Origin of the sequence: Streptomyces sp. NPDC087787, from assembly GCF_044743035.1 — a bacterium.
Taxonomy (GTDB): domain Bacteria; phylum Actinomycetota; class Actinomycetes; order Streptomycetales; family Streptomycetaceae; genus Streptomyces.
This window is the reverse complement of sequence record NZ_JBIUVQ010000016.1, coordinates 137,609-157,927: the sequence shown is the minus strand read 5'-3', so window position 1 is coordinate 157,927 and position 20,319 is coordinate 137,609. Positions and strand designations below refer to the sequence as shown.

20 protein-coding genes and 2 pseudogenes are annotated in these 20,319 nt (G+C 71.9%); 12 read left to right on the top strand and 10 right to left on the bottom strand.

From position 1 onward, the window contains the following. Window positions 1–108: 108 nt before the first annotated feature. From ACIOWN_RS25095 to ACIOWN_RS25070, 6 genes and pseudogenes are all read left to right on the top strand, one after another. Window positions 109–609, top strand: coding sequence for a YbaK/EbsC family protein (locus ACIOWN_RS25095; protein ID WP_362345480.1), 501 nt, complete (start codon window positions 109–111; stop codon window positions 607–609). Further along, window positions 606–1,394 (top strand): EamA family transporter, encoded by a 789-nt coding sequence (locus tag ACIOWN_RS25090; protein ID WP_362345478.1) that lies wholly within the window; start codon window positions 606–608, stop codon window positions 1,392–1,394. Before ACIOWN_RS25095 ends, ACIOWN_RS25090 begins: the two co-directional genes overlap by 4 nt. A 328-nt stretch (window positions 1,395–1,722) precedes the next feature. Then, window positions 1,723–2,217 (top strand): sortase, encoded by a 495-nt coding sequence (locus tag ACIOWN_RS25085; RefSeq protein WP_362345476.1) that lies wholly within the window; start codon window positions 1,723–1,725, stop codon window positions 2,215–2,217. Window positions 2,218–2,437: 220 nt separating this feature from the next. Then, window positions 2,438–3,016, top strand: a complete 579-nt coding sequence (locus ACIOWN_RS25080; protein WP_362345474.1) for a class F sortase — start codon at window positions 2,438–2,440, stop codon at window positions 3,014–3,016. 182 nt (window positions 3,017–3,198) lie between these two features. Beyond that, window positions 3,199–3,318: pseudogene (locus ACIOWN_RS25075) on the top strand (EamA family transporter); the annotation flags it as partial. A 71-nt stretch (window positions 3,319–3,389) separates the two neighbouring features. Then, window positions 3,390–3,665, top strand: coding sequence for a DUF1876 domain-containing protein (locus ACIOWN_RS25070; protein ID WP_100571142.1), 276 nt, complete (start codon window positions 3,390–3,392; stop codon window positions 3,663–3,665). A gap of 18 nt (window positions 3,666–3,683) precedes the next feature. On the opposite strand, the gene ACIOWN_RS25065 is transcribed toward ACIOWN_RS25070, so the two are convergent. The 4 genes from ACIOWN_RS25065 to ACIOWN_RS25050 form a co-directional block, all read right to left on the bottom strand. After that, window positions 3,684–4,847, bottom strand: coding sequence for a serine hydrolase domain-containing protein (locus ACIOWN_RS25065; protein ID WP_401983370.1), 1,164 nt, complete (start codon window positions 4,845–4,847; stop codon window positions 3,684–3,686). Window positions 4,848–5,002: 155 nt separating this feature from the next. Then, complete coding sequence (locus ACIOWN_RS25060; RefSeq protein WP_362345471.1) at window positions 5,003–5,761, bottom strand: ABC transporter ATP-binding protein; 759 nt, start codon at window positions 5,759–5,761, stop codon at window positions 5,003–5,005. After that, window positions 5,749–6,540 (bottom strand): cobalt ECF transporter T component CbiQ, encoded by a 792-nt coding sequence (gene cbiQ, locus ACIOWN_RS25055; RefSeq protein ID WP_401983369.1) that lies wholly within the window; start codon window positions 6,538–6,540, stop codon window positions 5,749–5,751. Before cbiQ ends, ACIOWN_RS25060 begins: the two co-directional genes overlap by 13 nt. Window position 6,541: 1 nt before the next feature. Next, window positions 6,542–7,597 carry an energy-coupling factor ABC transporter permease gene (locus ACIOWN_RS25050; RefSeq protein ID WP_401983368.1) on the bottom strand — a complete coding sequence of 352 codons (1,056 nt, stop codon included), beginning with the start codon at window positions 7,595–7,597 and terminating at the stop codon, window positions 6,542–6,544. Between the two features lie 165 nt (window positions 7,598–7,762). On the opposite strand from ACIOWN_RS25050, the gene ACIOWN_RS25045 reads away from it, so the two are divergent. Further along, window positions 7,763–8,119, top strand: a complete 357-nt coding sequence (locus tag ACIOWN_RS25045) for an SsgA family sporulation/cell division regulator (RefSeq protein WP_401983367.1) — start codon at window positions 7,763–7,765, stop codon at window positions 8,117–8,119. A 33-nt stretch (window positions 8,120–8,152) separates the two neighbouring features. Here the strand turns inward: ACIOWN_RS25045 and ACIOWN_RS25040 are convergent, their stop codons facing one another. From ACIOWN_RS25040 to ACIOWN_RS25020, 5 genes are all read right to left on the bottom strand, one after another. Beyond that, window positions 8,153–9,823, bottom strand: a complete 1,671-nt coding sequence (locus ACIOWN_RS25040) for a penicillin-binding transpeptidase domain-containing protein (RefSeq protein ID WP_401983366.1) — start codon at window positions 9,821–9,823, stop codon at window positions 8,153–8,155. Window positions 9,824–9,967: 144 nt separating this feature from the next. Next, window positions 9,968–11,593 (bottom strand): penicillin-binding transpeptidase domain-containing protein, encoded by a 1,626-nt coding sequence (locus ACIOWN_RS25035; RefSeq protein ID WP_362345461.1) that lies wholly within the window; start codon window positions 11,591–11,593, stop codon window positions 9,968–9,970. Window positions 11,594–11,745: 152 nt separating this feature from the next. Next, a complete protein-coding gene (locus tag ACIOWN_RS25030; protein WP_401983365.1) occupies window positions 11,746–12,294 on the bottom strand; it encodes a DUF4142 domain-containing protein in 549 nt (182 codons plus the stop codon). Window positions 12,295–12,432: 138 nt separating this feature from the next. Then, window positions 12,433–12,642: a hypothetical protein gene (locus tag ACIOWN_RS25025; RefSeq protein WP_362345458.1), complete on the bottom strand. Its 210-nt coding sequence runs from the start codon at window positions 12,640–12,642 to the stop codon at window positions 12,433–12,435. Between the two features lie 709 nt (window positions 12,643–13,351). Beyond that, window positions 13,352–13,621 (bottom strand): hypothetical protein, encoded by a 270-nt coding sequence (locus tag ACIOWN_RS25020; RefSeq protein WP_362345456.1) that lies wholly within the window; start codon window positions 13,619–13,621, stop codon window positions 13,352–13,354. 102 nt (window positions 13,622–13,723) lie between these two features. On the opposite strand from ACIOWN_RS25020, the pseudogene ACIOWN_RS25015 reads away from it, so the two are divergent. Beyond that, a pseudogene (locus ACIOWN_RS25015) lies at window positions 13,724–13,828 on the top strand (D-2-hydroxyacid dehydrogenase family protein); the annotation flags it as partial. 458 nt (window positions 13,829–14,286) lie between these two features. Here the strand turns inward: ACIOWN_RS25015 and ACIOWN_RS25010 are convergent. Next, window positions 14,287–16,035 carry a phospholipid carrier-dependent glycosyltransferase gene (locus ACIOWN_RS25010; RefSeq protein ID WP_362345454.1) on the bottom strand — a complete coding sequence of 583 codons (1,749 nt, stop codon included), beginning with the start codon at window positions 16,033–16,035 and terminating at the stop codon, window positions 14,287–14,289. Between the two features lie 120 nt (window positions 16,036–16,155). Between ACIOWN_RS25010 and rsmI the strand changes: the two genes are divergently transcribed. The 4 genes from rsmI to ACIOWN_RS24990 all read left to right on the top strand — a co-directional run bounded on the left by rsmI (window position 16,156) and on the right by ACIOWN_RS24990 (window position 20,273). After that, window positions 16,156–17,004, top strand: a complete 849-nt coding sequence (gene rsmI / locus ACIOWN_RS25005; protein ID WP_362345452.1) for a 16S rRNA (cytidine(1402)-2'-O)-methyltransferase — start codon at window positions 16,156–16,158, stop codon at window positions 17,002–17,004. A 246-nt stretch (window positions 17,005–17,250) separates the two neighbouring features. Next, on the top strand, window positions 17,251–17,661 hold the full coding sequence (locus ACIOWN_RS25000) for a hypothetical protein (protein ID WP_401983364.1): 411 nt from the start codon (window positions 17,251–17,253) through the stop codon (window positions 17,659–17,661). Between the two features lie 120 nt (window positions 17,662–17,781). Then, complete coding sequence (locus ACIOWN_RS24995; RefSeq protein WP_401983363.1) at window positions 17,782–18,660, top strand: TatD family hydrolase; 879 nt, start codon at window positions 17,782–17,784, stop codon at window positions 18,658–18,660. Window positions 18,661–18,713: 53 nt separating this feature from the next. After that, complete coding sequence (locus ACIOWN_RS24990) at window positions 18,714–20,273, top strand: ubiquitin-like domain-containing protein (RefSeq protein WP_401983362.1); 1,560 nt, start codon at window positions 18,714–18,716, stop codon at window positions 20,271–20,273. Window positions 20,274–20,319 lie beyond the last annotated feature (46 nt).

The following is a 20,319-nucleotide window of genomic DNA, read 5'->3' as shown; positions in this document are numbered from 1 at the left end:
GTGCCGTGGGGACGGCGCACCCTCACCGGCCTCGTCCGTCCCCGGCGCCCCGTCCACCACGTGGGAATTCCTTCGTGATGTCAGGAACCGGCGGCTAGCCTGCCGTTCATGACGACGACATCCGGGTCGGGAGCCCACCCCCGTTTCGCCGACGCACTGCGTGAGCTGGGCCTCGGCGAACTGCTCCCCGAGGTCCGCAGGTTCCCCGAGGCGACCAGGACCGCCGCCGAGGCCGCGGCGGCCATCGGCTGCGAACTGAGCCAGATCTGCAAGTCGCTGATCTTCGCGGCCGACAAGGAGCCGGTGCTGGTGCTCATGGACGGCGCCTCCCGGGTGGACGTCGAGCGGGTCCGGGAGGAGCTCGGCGCCGAGAAGGTCACGCGGGCCGAGGCGGACGTCGTGCGGGAGGCGACCGGGTACGCCATCGGCGGCGTACCGCCCTTCGGGCACCGGACCCGCACGCGCGTGCTCGCCGACCGGTCGCTGCTCGGCCACGACGTGATCTGGGCGGCAGCCGGAACCCCGTACACCGTCTTCCCGATGGCACCCGGGGCGCTGGTCGCCCAGGCCGGCGGCACCCTGGTGGACGTGCGCGAGCGCACCTCGTGACACCGGTGGTCACCGCGGCCGTCCTGCTCGCCGCGGTCACCCACGCCGGCTGGAACGCGATCGCCCACCGCATCACCGACAAACTGACCGGGTTCACACTCATCGCGGGCGGCGGCCTGCTGATCGGGCTGGCCATGGCGCCGTTCACCGCCCTCCCGGCCCGCGCCGCCTGGCCGTACCTGCTCTTCTCGGCCACCATCCACGTCGTGTACTACGCCCTGCTGATGACGTCCTTCCGGCTCGGCGACTTCGGGCAGGCCTACCCGATCGCGCGCGGCACCGCCCCGCTCGTCGTCACCGTGCTCGCCGCCCTCTTCGCGCACGAGGTGCCCGACGGCTGGGCCGCCGCGGGCATCGTCGTGTCCTGCGCCGGACTGACCGGTGTCGCCCTGTGGGGCCTGCGCGGACGCCGGCCCGACTGGGCGGCGATCGGCGCGGCCCTGGCGACCGGACTGGCCATCGCGGCGTACACGGTCGTCGACGGGCTCGGGGTACGGGCCTCCGGGTCGTCCCTCGGCTACATCGCCTGGCTGATGGCGATCCAGGGCGTGGTGGTCCCGGCATACGCGGTGTGGCAATGGCGCGGCCGCACGGTCGGCGTGCTGCGGCCGTACGCCGCGGTGGGGCTGCTCGGCGCGGCACTGTCCGTGGCGGCGTACGCGCTGGTGCTGTGGGCGCAGACGAAGGCGGAACTCGCCCCGATCGCCGCGTTGCGGGAGTCGTCGGTCAAGCGCTGCTCACGCAGGAATAACTGGGCCGCAGTTTCCTCTCGGCCCAGCGAGTGATGCCGGCGGTGATCGCATCAAGGTCGTCCCGGCCCGCAGGAAGGTCACGCCGCCCCCGGCACGGCTGACTGAGGCGGACCACATCGAGCAAGGCCGCCCGGTCGACTTTCACCGTTATGGGGACGGGACGGTGGGTGATTGGTAGTGACGATCTCCGCGTCGGTGACCTGCGTAAGTGATCAAGGGGGAACGCCGCGGCACCTGACTGGTTGACACATGTGGCGATGCGTCAGGTTGCGGGACTGTCGGACTGTCGGTTGCCTCGTGAGCGGAGCACAGGAGAGGCGCCGCGCAGACAGACCGGACACAGTTCCGTTGGAGGATTCGCATGCGTTACACACTCTTGGGTGCAGGTATCGGACTGGCTGTCGGTGCCCTCGGACTGCAGATCCCGGCCGCTGCCGCCGCTGATGACTCAGATGTCCGTATCGACCCGTGGAATGCCTACCCCGGTTCCACGGTCACGGTCAGTACGAGGGCCTGCGACCCCGACGCGGACTACGGCAAGGGCTGGTCGGAGGTGGGAGGAGAGTTCCACCTCTTCGGAGGCGACCAGGAGGGCGTACTCACCGGCCAGTTCCAGATCCCGGAAGGAACCAGGCCGGGCAGCAGCGACACAGTCACCCTGAAGTGTCCGCCACGGACCAAGGTCACGGAAACGTACCGGGTCATCGGCCGCCCTCCGAGCGGCTCGGTCAGAGCCGGCTTCGGATCAGCCGAAGACACGGGTACGGGGCTCGCTCTGGGCGGTGGGCTGCTCGTCACGGCCGCCGCCGGGGGTGTGGGTTGGATGCGCCGCCGCCCGAACGACAACCGGACCTGACCGTCCGACTCCGCCGGCCGGCCCCGTCCGCTTCGGCCTGTAACCCGCCCCCGAAACGGAATGGATCCGGTGGCCGCGAGGCCCGTTCACCGCGAGGCCCACATCACCCGCTGCAACGCACCCGCCCTGAAGCAAAGGCCCAACCGCGATGGCACCCGGACACCACACCAGCGCTTCCCGAGATCCGTGCATCCCTGCAACGCTCCTTCTGGCCTGCGCGATGACGGCAGGTGCGGTGCTGCTGAGCAGCGGGGCGTACGACGAGAAGCCACCGCAGCCATCGGCGGCCCAGGCCTTCTCGGCCTCCGCGGACCCCACCCGCCCCACGGTCCGTCCGCTGCCCCCCGCGGATCCGGTCCGGCTCCGTATCGCCGCCATCGGCGTGAACGCCCCGATGACACGAGTGGGCCTCGATGCGGCAGGGGCGCTACGGACTCCACCAAGTGGCAAACCCGGCCTCGTCGGCTGGTACGGCGACGGGACGGCTCCCGGCTCGGCAGGAACCGCCATCGCCACCGGGCATCTGGACACACCCACCGGCGACCCCGGTGTCTTCTACCACCTCGGCGCCCTGACCAAGGGCGCCACCATCGAGATCATCCGGGCGGACCGGCGGACAACGGTGTTCGCCGTCCGCGCCGTCGAGCTTTACGACAGGAAGAAGTTCCCCAGCCAGAAGGTTTACGGCAGTTCCGGCCGGCCCGAACTCCGGTTGATCACCTGCGGTGGCGGCTACACCAAGCGCACCGGCTACCTGAGCAACGTCGTGGTCTACGCGACGCTGACCGCGGTGACGTAGCCGGCCGAACGGGCGCTGGCCGCTGGACGCGGACGCCGGCTACTGCGTAGGCACAACGTCGCCCGCCATCTGCTCGGACGCCTTGACCGCGACGGTCGCGGAACCCGTGTCGAACTCCACATTCCACCCCGGTCTGGTCCTCGACCCCGGCATGCGGCAGTAGATCGCCGCGGGCTCGCCCGTCGATCATCGTGGGCGCCGTGATCGGGGCCGTGTTCTTCAAGGAGCGTTTCGGGGCGCCGCGGATCGCGGCCGCCGGGCTGCTGGTCGTCGGTATCGGGCTGATGCTGCACACCGGGTAGCGGCGGCTCCTTGGGTGCGCGGGCGACGGGTGAGGGGCACTCTGGAATCAGGTGTTCCGGAGGTGACCGTCATGATGAAAACCGTTGTGGGATGGCACATCGAGCTGGAGTTCCAGGAGGACGGCCAGCACACCCGGGCGGCGGCGCTGGTCCGCCTGCCCGACGGCAGCGAGGTCCGGGGCCACGGCAGGGCCAGCCGCCACCGCACCGACTCCGACCAGCCGCGGGTCGGCGAGGAGATCGCCGGCGCGAGGGCCCTCAACGAACTCGCCATGCAGCTCCTGACCAAGGCGCACGGCGAGATCGACGAGGCCTCGGGCCGCGTGTCGCAGCCCATCCACGTCTGAACTCCCGCGGGGAGGTGGCTACGCCAGGGACGCCCGCACCGCGTGGACCAGGGCCTGGGCCCTCGGGTCCGCCGTCACATTGGGCTGGAAGCCGTTGGTGACGTAGGCGAAGGCGACGGCCGAGTCCGGGTCGGCGAAGGCCAGGGCGCCGCCGCGGCCGGGGTGGCCGAAGGAGCCGGGGCCGAGCAGGGGCGACGCGGGGCTGTGCAGCATGGGGCCGAGGCCGAAGCGGGTGGGGGCCACCAGCACGCGGTCGGGCCCGGCGGAGTGCTCCGTGCGGGCCAGCTCCATGGTCCGCGGGGTGAACAGGCGGGTGCCGCCGTCCACTTCGCCGATCAGCGCCGCGTAGAAGCGGGCCAGACCGTCGGCCGTGGCGATGCCGTTGGACGCGGGCAGGACCGCCGCGCGGTAGGCGGGGTCGTTCTCGTCGGGCAGCGGGGTGATCGCCGCGAACGCCCGCCGGGTCAGCGACTCCGGGTCGGCGTACGCCTCGGCCACGGACCGCTTGGGGCGGGTGCGAAGCCCCGTGGCGGTACGCGGGGGCTCCACCTGGCCCACGCGGCCCACACGCCCGCTCTCGCCCGCCGGCAGCCCCACCCACAGGTCGGCCCTCACCGGGCCGGCCACCTCGCGCGCGATCCACTCGCCGATCGTCCGGCCCGTGACCCGCCGCACCAGCTCGCCCGTCAGCCAGCTGTACGTCTGCGCGTGGTAGCCGTGGTCCGTGCCCGGCTCCCAGACCGGCGCCTGCGCGGCGACCGCGTCGGCGCCCAGCACCGGATCGGCGGCCTGCTCAGGAGTGAGCGGCCGGTCGAGAACGGGGACGCCCGCACGGTGGGCCAGCAGGTCGCGGACCAGTGCCCGCTCCTTGCCGGCCGCCTTGAACTCGGGCCAGTACGTTCCCACCGGCGCGTCCAGGTCCAGCTCCCCGCGCTGGTGCAGCAGCAGGAGCACGGCCGCGGCGACGCCCTTGGTCGCCGAGCGCACGATCTGCGCGGTGCCCCGCTCCCACGGCGCCGAGTCCGCCGTACCGTCTACGTCCCTCGTCCCCGCCCACAGGTCCACGACCCGGTGCCCGTCCCGGTACACGGCCACCGCGGCGCCCCGCTCGCCCCGCAGCGCGAAGTTCGCCGCGAACGCCTCCCCGACCGGCTCGAAGCCCTCGGCCACTGTGCCGTGCATGTCCACGTCCGCCACTCCTTCCGCTCTTCGCCTGCGACAGTGGGTGCAACCGGTGGCCCGGGCCTGCGATTCCTGCGGCGGGTCGGCTTGGCACGATCGTTATGTCGGCGTTGCCGGGCGTCCGCTCACCTCGGGCAGAGGCGTCCCGAAACCCGTCACGCGCCCATCGTCACGGAGCGCGGGTCGAAGCCGAAGGGCAGCTCCAGGCGGTGGGCGCGCATCAGCGCGTCGTCGGCGAGCAGTTCGCCGGTGGGTCCGTCGGCCGCGATCACGCCGTCGCTCAGGACGAGCGCGCGCGGGCACAGCTCCAGCGCGTACGGCAGGTCGTGGGTGACCATGAGCACCGTCACGTCCAACGAGCGCAGGATGTCGGCCAGTTCACGGCGCGAGGCGGGGTCCAGATTGGACGAGGGCTCGTCCAGGACCAGGATCTCCGGCTCCATGGCGAGGACGGTCGCCACCGCGACCCGGCGGCGCTGGCCGAAGGAGAGATGGTGCGGCGGGCGGTCGGCGAACTCCGCCATGCCGACCCGCTCCAGGGCCGTGGCGACCCGCGCCTGGAGTTCCGGCCCCTTGAGTCCGGCCGCGGCGGGCCCGAAGGCCACGTCCTCCCGCACGGTCGGCATGAACAACTGGTCGTCCGGGTCCTGGAAGACGATGCCGACCTTCTGCCGGATCTCGGCCATGTGCTTCCTGCCGACCGGCAGCCCGGCGACCGTCACCGTCCCGGTGCCCCCGCCCAGGATGCCGTTCAGATGCAGCACCAGGGTGGTCTTCCCGGCGCCGTTGGGGCCGAGCAGGGCGACCCGTTCGCCGCGCCCGACGCTGAAGTCGACGCCGAACAGGGCCTGGTGGCCGTCGGGGTAGGCGAAGGCGAGGCCGGAGACCTCCAGAGAAGCTGTCACAGGACCCATCCCAGCAGACAGACGGCGAACGCGGCACAGGGGAGGGCCAGGGCGTACGACCACTGCGCCCTGGACGCGGTCACCTCGTCGATGACCGGCATCGAACCGGCGTAGCCCCGGCTCACCATGGCCAGGTGCACGCGCTCCCCGCGCTCGTAGGAGCGGATGAACAGGGCGCCCGCGGACTTGGCGAGCACGCCCCAGTGCCGGATCCCCCGCGCCTCGAAGCCGCGGGACTCGCGGGCGATCCGCATCCGCCGCATCTCGTCGGTGATGACGTCGCCGTAGCGGATCATGAAGGACGCGATCTGCACCAGCAGCGGCGGCAGCTTCAGGCGTTGCAGGCCGAGCAGCAGCTCGCGCAGTTCGGTCGTGCTCGCCAGCAGGACGGACGCGGCGACGCCGAGGGTGCCCTTGGCGAGCACGTTCCAGGCGCCCCACAGCCCGTTCACGCTCAGGGACATCCCGAGCACGTCCACCCGCTCGCCCTGGGCCACGAACGGCATGAGCACCGCGAACGCGACGAACGGGACCTCGATCAGCAGCCGCTTGAGCAGGAAGCCGGCGGGCACGCGGGCCACGGTGGCGACGACGGCGAGCAGCACGGCGTACGCGGCGAACGCCCACATCGCCTCCCTCGGGGTCGACACCACGACCACGACGAAGGCGAAGACGGCGGCCAGCTTGGTGTGCGGCGGCAGCGCGTGCACGGGGGAGTGCCCGTGCCGGTACAACCGGTGTGCTCCCCCACTGCTGAACGCGTGGGTGGTACCCCCATCCGCCCCCATGTCAGGCGGCCTGGGAGGAGGGATCGGACGGCTCGGCGGCCGTGCGCCGCCTGCGGACCACCCAGAAGACGGTGCTGCCCGCGACGACGGTCGCCCCGACACCGATCACGCCCGCGAGCCCGCCGGACAGCCGGGCGTCGGCGATGTCCCTCACCCCGTAGTCGGCGAGCGGGGAGCCTGCGGAGGCGTGCGCCTCCTCCTTCTTGTCGATGCCCTGGTCGTGGGCGATCTTCTCCAGGCCGTCGGGGTTGGCCGAGGCGTAGAAGCTGACGAATCCGGCGAGGACGAGGGAGGTGACCAGGCCGGTGATCCACACCTTGCGGTGGGACCGGGCGGCGGCGGGCACGGGCTCCGGCTCGGCCGCGGGGGCGTCGACGAGTTCGCCGTTCACCCGAAGTTTCAGGCGCTGCTCCAGGCCGCGCGCCCCGTACACCAGGTCCGGGCGTACGGCGATGACGGCGCCGACGGTCAGCGCGGTGATCGCGGCCTCGCCGATGCCGATGAGGACATGCACGCCGATCATGGCGGTGGCGACCTTGCCGATCTCCACGTCGGTGGTGCCGCCGACCGCGTAGATCAGCGTGAAGGCGACGGCGGCGGCGGGGACGGAGACGAGCGCGGCGGTGAAGGAGGCCGCGGTGACCGAGCCGCGGCGCCGCGGGAGCACCTTGACCAGTCCGCGGAAGACGGCGTAGGCCACCACCGTCGTGACGACCGCCATGTCGGTGATGTTGACGCCGAGCGCGGTCAGGCCGCCGTCGGCGAAGAGGATGCCCTGCATGAGCAGGACGACGCTGACGCACAGGACCCCGGTGCAGGGGCCCACGAGTATCGCGGCCAGTGCTCCGCCGAGGAGGTGGCCGCTGGTGCCGGCCGCGACGGGGAAGTTCAGCATCTGCACGGCGAAGATGAACGCCGCGACGAGACCGGCCAGCGGCGCGGTCCGTTCGTCGAGTTCCCGGCGCGCACCGCGCAGGCTCACGGCGACGGCGCCGGCGGCGACGACTCCGGCGACGGCGGATGTGGGCGCGTTGATGAATCCGTCAGGCACATGCACCGTTCGATGATAAGGGCTTGTTGCGAAGTCATTGCAAGAGCGAGACTGTCGTCGATGTGACCGGCTCGCGAATGTTCAGGAAGCGGAATCCTGGAAATGTGCGACATTGGAGGGAAAGCGGATGTCCAGCCCTCGCACAGGTCACACAGCGTTAGGGGTCGTCCGATGTCGGTGGTCGAACAGCACGCACGAGCCCACATCCTCACCGAAGACGTGCCCGATGATGCCGGGGCCGTCCCGGTCGTCCTTCGCTACGACTCCCTTCAGGATCCGCGCGCCGTCATGGTCGACCTGCCCGGCCCGCACGAGTGGACCTTCCCGCGGTCGCTGCTGGAACAGGGGCTGCGTGCCCCGGCCGGCAGCGGTGACGTGCGGGTGTGGCCCTGCGGGCGGGTGCAGGCCGTGATCGAGTTCCACTCCACGGGCGGTGTCTCGGTGGTCCAGCTCGACACGAAAGCGGTGCTCAGGTTCCTGAGGCGGACCTACCGGGCGGCGTCACCGGCGGAGGTCACCCACGGGTGACGCCGCCGGTGCCTGCGGTGCGTCCGGCCGCCGTCAGCTCCCGGCCCTCAGCAGGGACGCCACTATCGGACCGGCCGTGTCGCCGCCGTGGCCGCCCGCCTGCACGACCCCCGCGGCCGCGAGGTCGCCCCGGTACGCGGTGAACCAGCCGTTGGCCTTCTCCTGGTTGTCCACCTCGGCGGAACCCGTCTTCGCGCCGTAGTCCGGGCCGAGTCCGGCCATGGCCTCGGCGGCCGTCCCGTACGCGGCGGTGTACTGCATCACCTCGCGCAGCTGGGACAGGGTGGAGGCGGACATCGTCCGGGAGGCCGTGGCCAGCTCGCGGTGGTCGGTGTCCGGGGAGACCAGGTACGGCTGGTGGAAGACGCCGGCCTTGACCGTCGACGCCACCGACGCCATGTTCAGCGGGTTCATCCGGACCCCGCCCTGCCCGATGAGCGAGGCGCCCATCGGGGCCGCCGTCTGCACCGGGACCGCGCCGTCGAAGGACGGCACACCGATCGCCCAGTTGTCCATCGCCAGGCCGAAGACCTGCTGGGCCTGCTGGGTCAGGTCGGAGTCCTTCAGCTTCTTCGCCTGGCTGATGAAGGCCGTGTTGCAGGAGCGGGCGAAGCTGGCCTTGAACGTGCCGCCCTTGATCTCGAAGTCCTTGTCGTTGTGGAACTTCCAGCCGCCGTAGGAGAACGTCTTCGGGCAGGGGTGCGGCTTGTTCGCCGAGGCCAGGTCCTTCTCGAAGAGCAGCGACGAGGTGATGATCTTCATCGTGGAGCCGGGGGCGAGGGAACCGAGGAAGGCGGTGTTGAAGCCGCGGTTGGAGTTCGCCACCGCGAGGATCTCGCCGGTCGACGGGCGCATCACGACCACCGAGGCCCGGTCGGTCCTCGACACCTCCTTCTCGGCCGCCGCCTGGAGGGACGGGCTCAGCGTCGTCTTCACCGTCCCCGGTGCGCCCTTGCTCAGCTCGACCAGCGTCTTGTCGGACAGGTCCGCCTTCTTCGACTCCTTGCCGCGGATCACGCGCAGTTCCACGCCCGCGCTGCCGCCGGCCGTCGCGCCGTACTTCTCGCGCAGTCCGTCCAGGACCGGGCCCAGCGACGGGTACGTGGCGGTGGTCATCTCCGCGCCGTTCCGGTCCAGGGCCTTGACCGGCGGGGTGCCGGACTCGCCGGTGACGAGGGTGTCGCCGTCCTTCAGGTCGGGGTGGACGACGGCGGCGTGCCAGTCCACGACCGGTTCGCCGTCCGTGGCGCCCCGCACGACGGTCAGCGCGCTGTCGTACGCCAGCGGCTTGGTCAGTCCCTTGTAGGACACCGTGGCCTTCACGGAGAACGGCACCTTGTCGCCCGCGGCGGTGCCCGCGGTCAGGGTGACGTCCTTCAGGTGCGCGTCCTTGGCGTAGCCGGTGAGCAGGCCGGTGGCCGCCGTGGCGTCGCTGGTCGCGGCGGCCGCCTCGGCGGGCTTGCCCTGCTGCCAGGCCGCCAGGAATCCCTCGGCCGTGGTCTGCACCTCGGCCGCCGACAGCGGGCCGGTCTTCTTCTCCGGCCCGCGCGCGGCCGTCGTCTGCGGCCGGTCGTCGGCGGCCGCACCGCCGCCGTACAGCGCGTAGGCGCCGATGCCGGCCCCGCCGACGACGACGGCGATCACCCCGCCGACCATGGCCGGAGTCGTCTTCCGTCGCTCGGCGACGCGCCTTCTGTTCCCCACTGCCTTCCGTCCTCCGCCAATCCCCCGGGGCCCCCGCTGCCCCACTGCGCCCGCGATCCTCAATGACGGCCCCACCCTAGGGCTTCTTCCCATGGGTGCACCCAGGGGGCGTGGTCCCAGGGCGGGCGGGCAGGGGTGTGAGGGTCAGCCGGCCTTGCGGAGGACGGACGCCACGATCGGGCCCGCCGCGTCGCCTCCGTGGCCGCCCTCCTGGGTCACGGCAGCCGCCGCCATGTCGTTGCGGTAACCGGTGAACCAGCTGTTGGACCTGTCCTGGCCGTCCACCTCGGCGGAGCCGGTCTTGGCGCCGATGCTGCCGCCGAGCCCGGACATCGCCTGGGCCGCGGTGCCGCTCGTGGCGGTGCGGTACATCATCTGCCGCAGCTGGGCGACCGTGCCCGCAGGCAGGCCCCGGGCCTGGGCCAGCGGGCGGCCGTCGAGCGTGGAGGACACGATGACGGGCTGGCGGAAGGTGCCGGTCATCGCGGTCGCCGTCACCGACGCCATGTTCAGCGGGCTCATCTGGACCTGGCCCTGGCCGATCAGGTTGGCGGCGGTGTCCGGGCCGCCGGAGGCGGGGACGGAGCCGTCGAAGGAGGGTATGCCGACCTTCCAGTTGTCCCGGCCGAGCCCGAAGCGCTCCTCGGCCTCCCTGGTCAGGGAGTCCACCTGCACGTCGTCCGCGTACTTCACGAACGCCGTGTTGCAGGACCGGGCGAAGCTGTCCGCGAGGGTGGCCTGCTCGTTGGGCGGCATGTTCTTGAGGTTGTGGAAGGTCTGGCTCTGCCACACCGCCTCGTTCGGGCAGGGCGCGGGCCCGGCAGCCGTCGTGAGCCTGTTGTCGATGAGGGTGGCCGCGCTGATGATCTTCATGGTGGAGCCGGGCGCGAGCCGGCCGAGGAAGGCCGCGTTGAAGCCGTCCGCCCGGTGGTTGGCGACCGCGAGCACCTCGCCGGTGGACGGCTTCACGGCGACCACGGACGACTCGGCGTACCGCTGCACCGCCTGCTCGGCCGCCGCCTGCGCACTCGCGCTGAGGGTGGTGCGCAGCTTGCCCGGCCGGCCCTTGGCGAGGGTGACCAGCGGGGTCTCGGCGGCGCCGGAGTCCTCGTGCCGGATGCTCAGCTCGACCGCCGGCTCGCCGCCCGCCTTGTCGCCGTACTTGGCCCGCAGCTCGTCCAGGATCGGCCCGAGCGAGGGGTACTTGTCCCTGGTCAGCACGACGCCGTTGCGGTCGACGGCCTCGATCGGCGGTGACGCCGACTCCGCGGTGACGAGCGTGTCGCCCTTGACCAGGTCGGGGTGGACGACGGAGGGCTGCCAGTCGACCAGCGGCTGGTGGGTGGACACGCCGCGTACGACGGTCAGCCGGCCGGCGTAGGCCAGCGGCTTGGACTTCCCGTCGTACGACACGGTGGCCTTGACCGAGAAGGGCACGGTGGCCCCGGCGGCGGTGCGGGGGGTGATCCTCACGCCGGTGATGTGCGCGTCGCGTCCGTAGGCCGTGAGCAACTGCTCGGCCGCATCGGGGAAGTTGGTGTACGAGGCGGCCTCGGCGGGCTGGTCCTTCTCCCAGGCGGCGAAGAACTTCGCCGAGGTCTCCTTGACCTCGTCACGGCTCGGCGGCCCGGTCCTGGCCGGCGCCGGGCCGCTGCCGGTGACCGTGCTCCCGCTCAGCGCGGACATGAAGTTGTACGTCCCGTACCCCGCGCCGCCGATCATCGCGGCGAACACCCCGCCGATGACAGCGGCCTTGACCCCCTTGCGCATGGAAGCGCTCCCTCCCCGTTGCGGACCACCGCACTGTAGGCGGCCGGCGGGGAGCCTGTGGGGCCGTTTTCGAATGGTGTCCGAACAGTGATCAGCCGGCTGACGGTGATCAGCCGGCTGACTCCTGCTCACATCCGTGAGCCGGCGGGCTCTTACGCGTGGCACACGCCGTGGTTGACCATCTCGATGTGGTGTGCGACCACCGGGCGGGCGCTCTTGGCCAGGGACTTGACGACGGGGTTGGCGCCCGTGGCGATCTCCTTGTCGATGAGCGCGAGGGTCTGCACATGGGCGGGGTACTGGGCCTTGAGCCACGCGGTGTCGTACGCGCGCGTCCCGGCGAGGCGCTTGAGGGCGGCGGTCTGCCTCAGCTGCGCGTCCGTCTGCGTGGACGGCAGCACCATGCCGAGTCGGGTCGCGGTCTTCACGACAGCGGCGTCGAGGGTGCGGTGGTCGCGGATGAGGTCCACGCCGACTCGCTTGACGCAGGCGGTGGTTGCGGCGCTCTGAGCCTGCTCACTGGTCGTGATCTCCCACAGGTTTCCCTGATGGGCGGCGGTCAGGAACTGCTTGTCCAGCCTGGAGAGCGCCGACGGCGAGGGCGACGACGAAGCGAGGGCCGGGAGCGACAGGGCACCCGTGACGCACAGGGTGGTGGCGCAGACGGCGGCGAAACGGGCACGGGATCGAGTCGTGTGCATGAGTCCTCCACAGGTCGCACGTGCAAGCCTCGGGGAAACTCCGTCCTCTTTGCGCGAAGGTCCTGCAGGGCCCCGGCCAGGGGCACTCGCTTCCGGCCGGGGTCGTCTCAGGCAGCTTGGGCAGTCCGTGGGCCGTGCCTACATCGCCGTGATGGCTGCTCCGCCGTACTTCCCGCCGTTACAGACGTAGGCGCTGGGAGACGGGTTCACCACGTAACCACCGTTGGAGGTGCAGTCGCCCCAGCTGATGCGGGGCGGAGCGGCCTGGGCAGTCGCGGCGTTGACGACGCCGAGCCCGGCGAGGGCGGCCGCGGCGAGGGCGGCGGTGACAGCGCGTCGAATACGCATAGGGTGGCTCCTTTCGGCGCTTGCTCAGACGTCCTTTCAGTGTCACTGCGACGGCCGGGGCGCGCATCTTGAGGCATCGAAATCCATTTCCGCGGATGAACTCGGTGCCGTCGAAGCCCTGTTGCGTAAGGCATCCGCTCGCCTGCCGTGACGCCGGGCCCCGTCAGACCCAGGTGTCCAGCCACATGCGTGAACGCCAGGAGTCGATGGGGATCGACGTGCCCGTGTACAGCGGCCAGAAATGGACGAAGTCTGTGTGATTCGGCCCCGCAGGGCCCCGACCAGGGTGTTTGCCTCTGGTCGGGGCCGGATCAGGCAGCTTGGGCCGTCTCTGGGCCGTGATCTTGAGGGTTCGGCGCCAGATAGAGGCTGTCGACGGCCTTCCGGGTGCGGCCCTCACTGCTCGGCATCAGGTGCGTGTACGTACGGACTGCGGGGGCCGGCACGCCCTCCCCAAGCTTTTCGAGCAGGGGAAACCCCGGCGGCGTTGTCGTCGGTCTCCCTCAAGCTCAGCGAGCAGGGGACACCTCCGTTGCGCCGCGTCGACTCCGTCCTCCGCCCTGCAGCTGCATGCGCCGGCCCCCGGTCACCTGGTGTGACAGGCCCCGTGGGCTGGAGCCGACCTGATCCGCCGGACAGGCCCTGGGCGTTGACCAGGCCGGGAACAGCGCGCGGCCGGTGCGAGTGGCCGCGGATCATGGTCGTTCGGTCAGGGATCTTCGTAGCGCCAGGTGAAGCCGGACAGCAGAGACCCGTCCCCGGGGCTCTCGCTGGTCGTCGTCGGCGCGGGCGCCGGGTCTGTGGTGCCGCGCATTGGGCGGCGTACCCGATTCCTGATCAGCCACTTCGCCGTCGCCAGCAGCCAGCCCGCCAGGAGCATCACGACGCCGACGGTCAGGACAAGGCCTACCGTCGCGAACAGTCCGAACTCCGCCAACACCCAAGGGATCTGCTCCTCACCGCAGCCGCATGACTCCATGCCCGCAGGATGCTCGGGAAACACCGCCGGACGCGTCCGCGTGGTCCAACCGCCGCGTGGTAGTGATGGTTTCGGAATCCGGCAGGGTGGTCGCGGACGGAGCTCGCCGCCCCACACCTCGGCTGCGTCTCGCGGACCGAGTACGCGACGCACTACGGCCACGCCGTGGAGGACATTCGGGCGTACCTCGCGAGCGAGCCGGTACGCGTCTCGGCTGACCGGGGTCGGTCGCCGCGATCGGGGCCGACGGTCGGTGGCTGTGGGCGGCCCCACACCTGCGCGACTCACAGTCGCGGGTGTCCTGCTGTGGGACATGAAGGACGAGCAGGCTTACGGGGAGTGGCTGGACGCGGCCGCGAAGCTCTGCCCTACCGGATGACGGCTGAGCCCGGCAGACGACGAAGACTCCTGAGTGACGACTTGCCGACCGAGCGAGCCGTGCATTTCGGCTGTGGACGTGGCGTGGACGGTGAGGCGTCGCTGTCATCAGGCCTGAGGTATCACCGCAGGTTGTGGGCTGGATGGCGTGCCAAGCGTGATCGGTCCGTAAATCTGCCGTGGGCCGTCTCTGGGCCGTCCGAGGGCGGCCGGTGGTGACCGCCAACGACCATCAACGACCACGAGGGCGCGGCCATCGGCCGCGCCCTCGTGGTGTGTCTGTCCAGCTAGACCCAGGTGTCCAGCCACATCCGCGACCGCCACGAGTCGATGGGGATCGACGTGCCCGTGTACAGCGGCCAGAAATAGACGAAGTTCCAGGCGATCAGCAGGAACAGGACGCCCGCGCCGGTCGCGCCCGCGACGCGGCGGGTCTCCGAGGAACCGGGCGGTCCCACGATCGCGCCGATCAGCATCGCCACGGCCAGGCAGAGGAAGGGCAGGAAGACGATGGCGTAGAAGAAGAAGATCGTGCGCTCCTGGTACAGGAACCAGGGCAGATAGCCGGCGGCGGCGGCGCAGGCGATGGCGCCCGCACGCCAGTCGCGGCGGAAGAACCAGCGCCACAGCACGTACACCAGCGCGGCGCAGGCCGCCCACCACAGCATCGGCGTGCCGATGGCGAGGACCTCGCGGGCGCACTTGCCGGCGGCGTCCGTGGGACAGCCCGCCGTGCCCGGGGAGGGCGACTCGTAGAAGTACGAGACCGGACGGCCGTCGACGATCCAGCTCCACGGGTTGGACTGGTAGTTGTGCGGCGAGGACAGGCCGACGTGGAAGTTGTAGACCTCGTGCTCGTAGTGCCACAGGCTCCGCAGCCAGTCCGGCAGGAAGGCGAAGCCGCCGCCCTTGCCGTCGTTCGCGGCCCAGTCGCGGAAGTAGCCGCCGCTGCCGTCGGCGGGTGAGCGGATCCAGCCGATCCAGGAGACCAGGTACACGGCGATCGCGACCGGGACCGTGGCCAGGAACGTGATGCCGGTGTCCCGTTTCAGCACGGCCGAGTACGGGCGCCAGGCGCCGGCCACCTTGCGGGCGCCCACGTCCCACAGCACGGCCATCACGCAGAACGCGGCCAGGACGTACAGGCCGTTCCACTTGGTGCCGAACGCCAGGCCCAGCATGAGGCCCGCCGCCCAGCGCCACGGGCGCAGCCCGAGGCGGGCCGTCTCGGCCGTGTACGCGTCGGGCCGCACCCGCCCGTCGTCGTCGGCGGGAAGCGCGGCGGCGAGTTTCGCCCGGGTCCGGTCGCGGTCGATCAGCAGGCAGCCGAAGGCGGCCAGCACGAAGAACATCAGCACGCCGTCGAGCAGCGCGGTCCGGCTCATCACGAAGTGCAGGCCGTCCACCGCCATCAGCGCGCCCGCCAGGCAGCCGAGGAAGGTGGAGCGAAGCAGGCGACGGCCGATCCGGCACAGCATCAGCACCGACAGCGTGCCGAGCAGGGCCGTCATGAAGCGCCAGCCGAACGGGTTGAACCCGAAGAGCAGCTCGCCGAGGCCGATCACGTACTTGCCGACCGGCGGGTGCACGACATAGGCCGCGTCCGTGGGAATGGGGACGTGCCCGCCGGTCTTGAGGATCAGGTCGTTGGCGTTCTTGTCCCAGTTGACCTCGAAGCCGCGGTGGACGAGCGCCCACGCGTCCTTGGCGTAGTACGTCTCGTCGAATATCACCGCCTTCGGGCTGCCCAGGTTCCAGAACCGCAGCACGCCCGCCACCAGCGTGACCAGCAGCGGGCCGCCCCAGCCGGACCAGCGCGCGATCCGGTCGGCGAGGGTCCGCGGGATGCCCAGGGCCGCCCACAGGCGCCCGCCGGGCTGCGCATACGGCGGCACCAGCCGGTCGACGACGCCCCCCTCGCCGCTTGCGGGCCCCGCGGAGTGGCCGAAGCGGCGCAGGCGCTGCTGCCATGTCGGCCGCTGGTCGTGCGGGGCCGGGCCCTGCCGGGGGTCCGTGTGGGACGCGGTACTGGTCACCGCGCCATCGTAGGGAACCGTTCCGTGTGAGTCCCGCGCATGGCCGGTACCGGCCGGGACGCGTTCGCCCACGACGGCACTCGGCGTTCGCCCGCGACGGCGCTTGAGAGGATGGGAGGCGTGACTGGAACCCTTGTTTTGGCGGGCACCCCCATCGGCGACGTCCAGGACGCGCCGCCCCGGCTCGCCGAGGAGCTGGCCGGCGCGGACGTGGTCGCCGCTGAGGACACCCGGCGGCTGCGCCGGCTCACCCAGGCGCTCGGCGTCACCCCCAAGGGGCGCGTCGTGTCGTACTTCGAGGGCAACGAGTCCGCCCGCACGCCCGAGCTGGTCGAGGAGCTGCTCGGCGGAGCGCGTGTGCTGCTGGTGACGGACGCGGGCATGCCGTCCGTGTCCGACCCCGGCTACCGGCTGGTCGCGGCCGCCGTGGAGCAGGACGTCCGGGTGACGGCCGTACCGGGCCCCTCCGCCGTGCTCACCGCGCTCGCGCTGTCCGGGCTGCCGGTCGACCGGTTCTGCTTCGAGGGGTTCCTGCCGCGCAAGGCGGGCGAGCGGCTGAGCCGGCTGCGGGAGGTCGCGGACGAGCGGCGCACGCTGGTCTACTTCGAGGCCCCGCACCGGCTCGACGACACGCTCGCGGCGATGGCCGAGGTCTTCGGCGCCGAGCGGCGGGCCGCCGTCTGCCGGGAGCTGACCAAGACCTACGAGGAGGTCCGGCGCGGCGGACTCGGGGAGCTGGCCGCGTGGGCGGCCGAGGGCGTGCGCGGCGAGATCACCGTCGTGGTCGAGGGGGCGCCCGAGAAGGGGCCCGAGGAGATCGGCCCCGAGGAACTGGTGCGGCGGGTGCGGGTGCGCGAGGAGGCCGGGGAACGCCGCAAGGAGGCCATCGCGGCCGTCGCGGTCGAGGCCGGGGTGCCCAAGCGGGAGGTGTTCGACGCGGTGGTCGCCGCCAAGCGCGCCGGGGCGTGAGACCGCGCTCACACCCCCTCTGAGCAGGGCGCGTCTCTCATGAGCGGCCGCCCCATGGAGCGGCAAAGAGCCGTCCGGGAAGGCAAAGGGACTTCGGCCGTCGGAGGGACCCTTTGGCAAGCGGGGCCCAAAACGCCTCCAACACTCCCCAGCCCTTGTGCGCCGCCGCCGGCGGAGGGGTTCACTGGACGACGGGACGGCAACCGTCCCCTTTGTCCAGCGGACACGCGGACACGAGGAGCTGGCATGAGCGACATCGAAGGGCGGGGCCTCGGCCACCGCGGTACGGCCACCGCCGTCGTCAACGAGTCCTACTCCTTCGCCTGCATGAGGTGCGGGCACGGGTGGGAGCAGTCGTACGAGATCGAGCACTACACGGACGGCGACGGCCACGAGTGCGTGCGGTACGTGGCGGACGGCCGCCTCGTCCCGTCCCCGCTGAGCCGGCCGAACTGCCAGAACTGCGACGGGCACGTCGTCCGGATCATGCGGGCCGGGCGGGTGTCGTCCGCGCAGAGCCATCTGCACCGGCACGAGGAGCACCGGCACGAGCCCCCGCCCGGGGAGGAGGCGGCGGACCGTGCGCAGGAGGCCCACGGCGACCACCACTGGCACCTGTCGGACCTGCTGCACCCCTTCCACCGCAAGGCCGGCTGACAAGGCGGACTGAGATGGCGGACTGAGGAGGCGGACTGAGGAGGCGGACTGAGGAGGGCGCGTTCCTGCCGCCGGCGGACGGCGAAGGGTGACGACCGGCCCCTTCCGTAGGATCGGGTCATGCCTTCGAACGCCGACAAGAACGCGGCGCCCCCGCTTCCGGAGCCGCTCCGGATACCGGTCGCCGACTCCCACACCCACCTCGACATGCAGTCCGGCACGGTCGAGGAGGGCCTGGCCAAGGCCGCGTCGGTGGGCGTGACGACGGTCGTCCAGGTCGGCTGCGACCTGGACGGCTCGCGATGGGCCGCCGAGACGGCCGCCGCGTACGACAGCGTCCACGCGACGGTCGCCCTGCACCCGAACGAGGCCCCGCGCATCGTCCACGGCGATCCGGACGGCTGGTCGCGGCAGGGCGCGCGCGAGCCGGGCGGGGACGCCGCGCTCGACGAGGCCCTGGCCGAGATCGACCGGCTGGCCGCGCTGCCCCAGGTCAAGGGCGTCGGCGAGACCGGGCTCGACTACTTCCGCACCGGACCCGAGGGCGAGGCGGCACAGGAGCGGTCCTTCCGCGCCCACATCGAGATCGCCAAGCGGCACGGCAAGGCCCTCGTCATCCACGACCGGGACGCCCACGCCGACGTCCTGCGCGTCCTCAAGGAGGAGGGCGCCCCCGAGCGGACGGTGTTCCACTGCTACTCGGGCGACGCGGAGATGGCCGAGGTGTGCGCCCGCGCCGGCTACTACATGTCCTTCGCCGGAAACGTCACCTTCAAGAACGCCCAGCACCTGCGGGACGCCCTCGCCGTCGCCCCGCTGGAACTGGTCCTGGTGGAGACCGACGCGCCCTTCCTGACGCCGGCGCCGTACCGCGGACGGCCCAACGCCCCGTACCTCGTTCCGGTCACGGTGCGTGCGATGGCCGCCGTGCGCGGCATCGACGAGGACACCCTGGCGACGGCGCTCGCGGTCAACACGGCCCGCGCTTTCGGCTACTGAGCGCACGCGAATCACTTTGGAGAGTGACGGGCGCTCCGCTAGGTTCTCGCCGCGTGAGCGATCTGCGGTACGAGACCCGCGAGGCCTACGGCGCATACGAGAACCACGAGGCGTATGAGCCGTACGGGCCGTACAACCCGTACGAGCGGTACAGCCTGTACGAGGGGTACGGGAATCATGTGGGGTACGGGGGCCGCCACAACCCGTACGACCCGTACAACCCGTACGAGCAGGTCGGCGGACTGTACGAGCAGGGCGACCCGTACTGGCAGTACGAGCAGGCCGGTGTCCATCACGACGTGCACACCGCGCGGACGCTGCCGTACGGGCCCCAGGGGCCGCCGTACGCGGACACGTACCGACCCGCCTACGAGGCCGTCGGCCGGTCCGCCGCCCACGAGCCGACCCAGTTGGTGATGCCCCGGCAGAGCCACCCGGCCGGAAGCGATGCGGGGAGCGGCACAGGCGGCGGCGGCACGCACCGGGGCGCGCGGCGGCGCAGGGCGCGGTACGCGGAACGGCCGGACTGTGTGCGCCGGCTGCTGCCCCGCGCGCTGGTCGTCGCGTTCCTGGCGGGCGGGACCACCGCGTTCGTCGCCACGGACAAGGCGATCGAGCTCAGCGTCGACGGCACCGGGCGCACTCTGCACACCTTCGCAGACGACGTCTCCGGACTGCTGGCCGACGAGGGCGTGCGGCTGGGGCCGCACGACGTGGTGGTGCCCGGCGCCGAGGCCGCGCTCACCAGCGGCGACGAGATCACCGTGCGCCGCGGGCGGCCGGTCCGGCTCACGCTCGACGGACAGCGCCGCGAGGTGTGGACGACGGCGCGCACGGTCGAGGAGGCGCTCGGGCAGTTGGGCGTGCGCGCGGAGGGCGCGTATCTGTCGGCCGCGCGCTCGCAGCCCATCGGACGCGCCGGACTCGCCCTGGACGTGCGCACCGAACGCTCGGTGACCGTCATGGCGGACGGCCGCGCCCGCACGATCCGCACCAACGCGGCGACCGTGCGGGACGTGGTGCGGGAGGCCGGGATCACCCTGCGGGGCCAGGACACCACCTCCGTGGCGCCGTCCAGCTTTCCGCGCGACGGGCAGACGGTCACCGTGCTGCGGATCACCGGAAGCCGGGAGGTGCGCGAGGAACTCGTCCCGTTCGCCGTACGGCGCACCGCCGACCCGTCCCTCTTCACGGGGACGGAGGTCGTGGAGCGTGCCGGACAGCCGGGGGTGCGCCGGATCGTGTACTCCGTGCGTACCGTCAACGGCGTGCGGCAGCGGCCGTGGCGCGTGGAGTCGGAGGTGGTGCGGGCGCCGCGGACGCAGATCGTGAAGTTCGGCACCAGGGCCCACCCGCGGTCGGTACGGGGCGCCGACCACCTCGACTGGCAGGGGCTGGCGCAGTGCGAGTCCGGCGGCAGGGCGGACGCCGTGGACCCCTCGGGCACGTACGGCGGCCTGTACCAGTTCGACGAGGGCACCTGGCACCGCCTCGGCGGCCGGGGCCGCCCCCAGGACGCCCCGGCGGAGGAACAGACCTACCGCGCGAAGAAGCTGTACGTCAGCCGCGGCTCAAGCCCCTGGCCCCACTGCGGCGACCGACTGCAGGGGTAGGCGCGCGGAGACGCGGACGAGCCCCGGCGGCGTCGGCCGTCCCGCG

Excerpts from the sequence above, each read along its gene's own strand:
- ACIOWN_RS25095 (WP_362345480.1), top strand. The coding sequence starts at position 109 with ATGACGACGACATCCGGGTCGGGAGCCCACCCCCGTTTCGCCGACGCA.
- ACIOWN_RS25085 (WP_362345476.1), top strand. The coding sequence starts at position 1,723 with ATGCGTTACACACTCTTGGGTGCAGGTATCGGACTGGCTGTCGGTGCC.
- ACIOWN_RS25080 (WP_362345474.1), top strand. The coding sequence starts at position 2,438 with ATGACGGCAGGTGCGGTGCTGCTGAGCAGCGGGGCGTACGACGAGAAG.
- ACIOWN_RS25070 (WP_100571142.1), top strand. The coding sequence starts at position 3,390 with ATGATGAAAACCGTTGTGGGATGGCACATCGAGCTGGAGTTCCAGGAG.
- ACIOWN_RS25065 (WP_401983370.1), bottom strand. The coding sequence starts at position 4,847 with ATGCACGGCACAGTGGCCGAGGGCTTCGAGCCGGTCGGGGAGGCGTTC.
- ACIOWN_RS25060 (WP_362345471.1), bottom strand. The coding sequence starts at position 5,761 with ATGGGTCCTGTGACAGCTTCTCTGGAGGTCTCCGGCCTCGCCTTCGCC.
- cbiQ (WP_401983369.1), bottom strand. The coding sequence starts at position 6,540 with ATGGGGGCGGATGGGGGTACCACCCACGCGTTCAGCAGTGGGGGAGCA.
- ACIOWN_RS25045 (WP_401983367.1), top strand. The coding sequence starts at position 7,763 with ATGTCGGTGGTCGAACAGCACGCACGAGCCCACATCCTCACCGAAGAC.
- ACIOWN_RS25035 (WP_362345461.1), bottom strand. The coding sequence starts at position 11,593 with ATGCGCAAGGGGGTCAAGGCCGCTGTCATCGGCGGGGTGTTCGCCGCG.
- ACIOWN_RS25030 (WP_401983365.1), bottom strand. The coding sequence starts at position 12,294 with ATGCACACGACTCGATCCCGTGCCCGTTTCGCCGCCGTCTGCGCCACC.
- ACIOWN_RS25025 (WP_362345458.1), bottom strand. The coding sequence starts at position 12,642 with ATGCGTATTCGACGCGCTGTCACCGCCGCCCTCGCCGCGGCCGCCCTC.
- ACIOWN_RS25020 (WP_362345456.1), bottom strand. The coding sequence starts at position 13,621 with ATGGAGTCATGCGGCTGCGGTGAGGAGCAGATCCCTTGGGTGTTGGCG.
- ACIOWN_RS25000 (WP_401983364.1), top strand. The coding sequence starts at position 17,251 with ATGAGCGACATCGAAGGGCGGGGCCTCGGCCACCGCGGTACGGCCACC.
- ACIOWN_RS24995 (WP_401983363.1), top strand. The coding sequence starts at position 17,782 with ATGCCTTCGAACGCCGACAAGAACGCGGCGCCCCCGCTTCCGGAGCCG.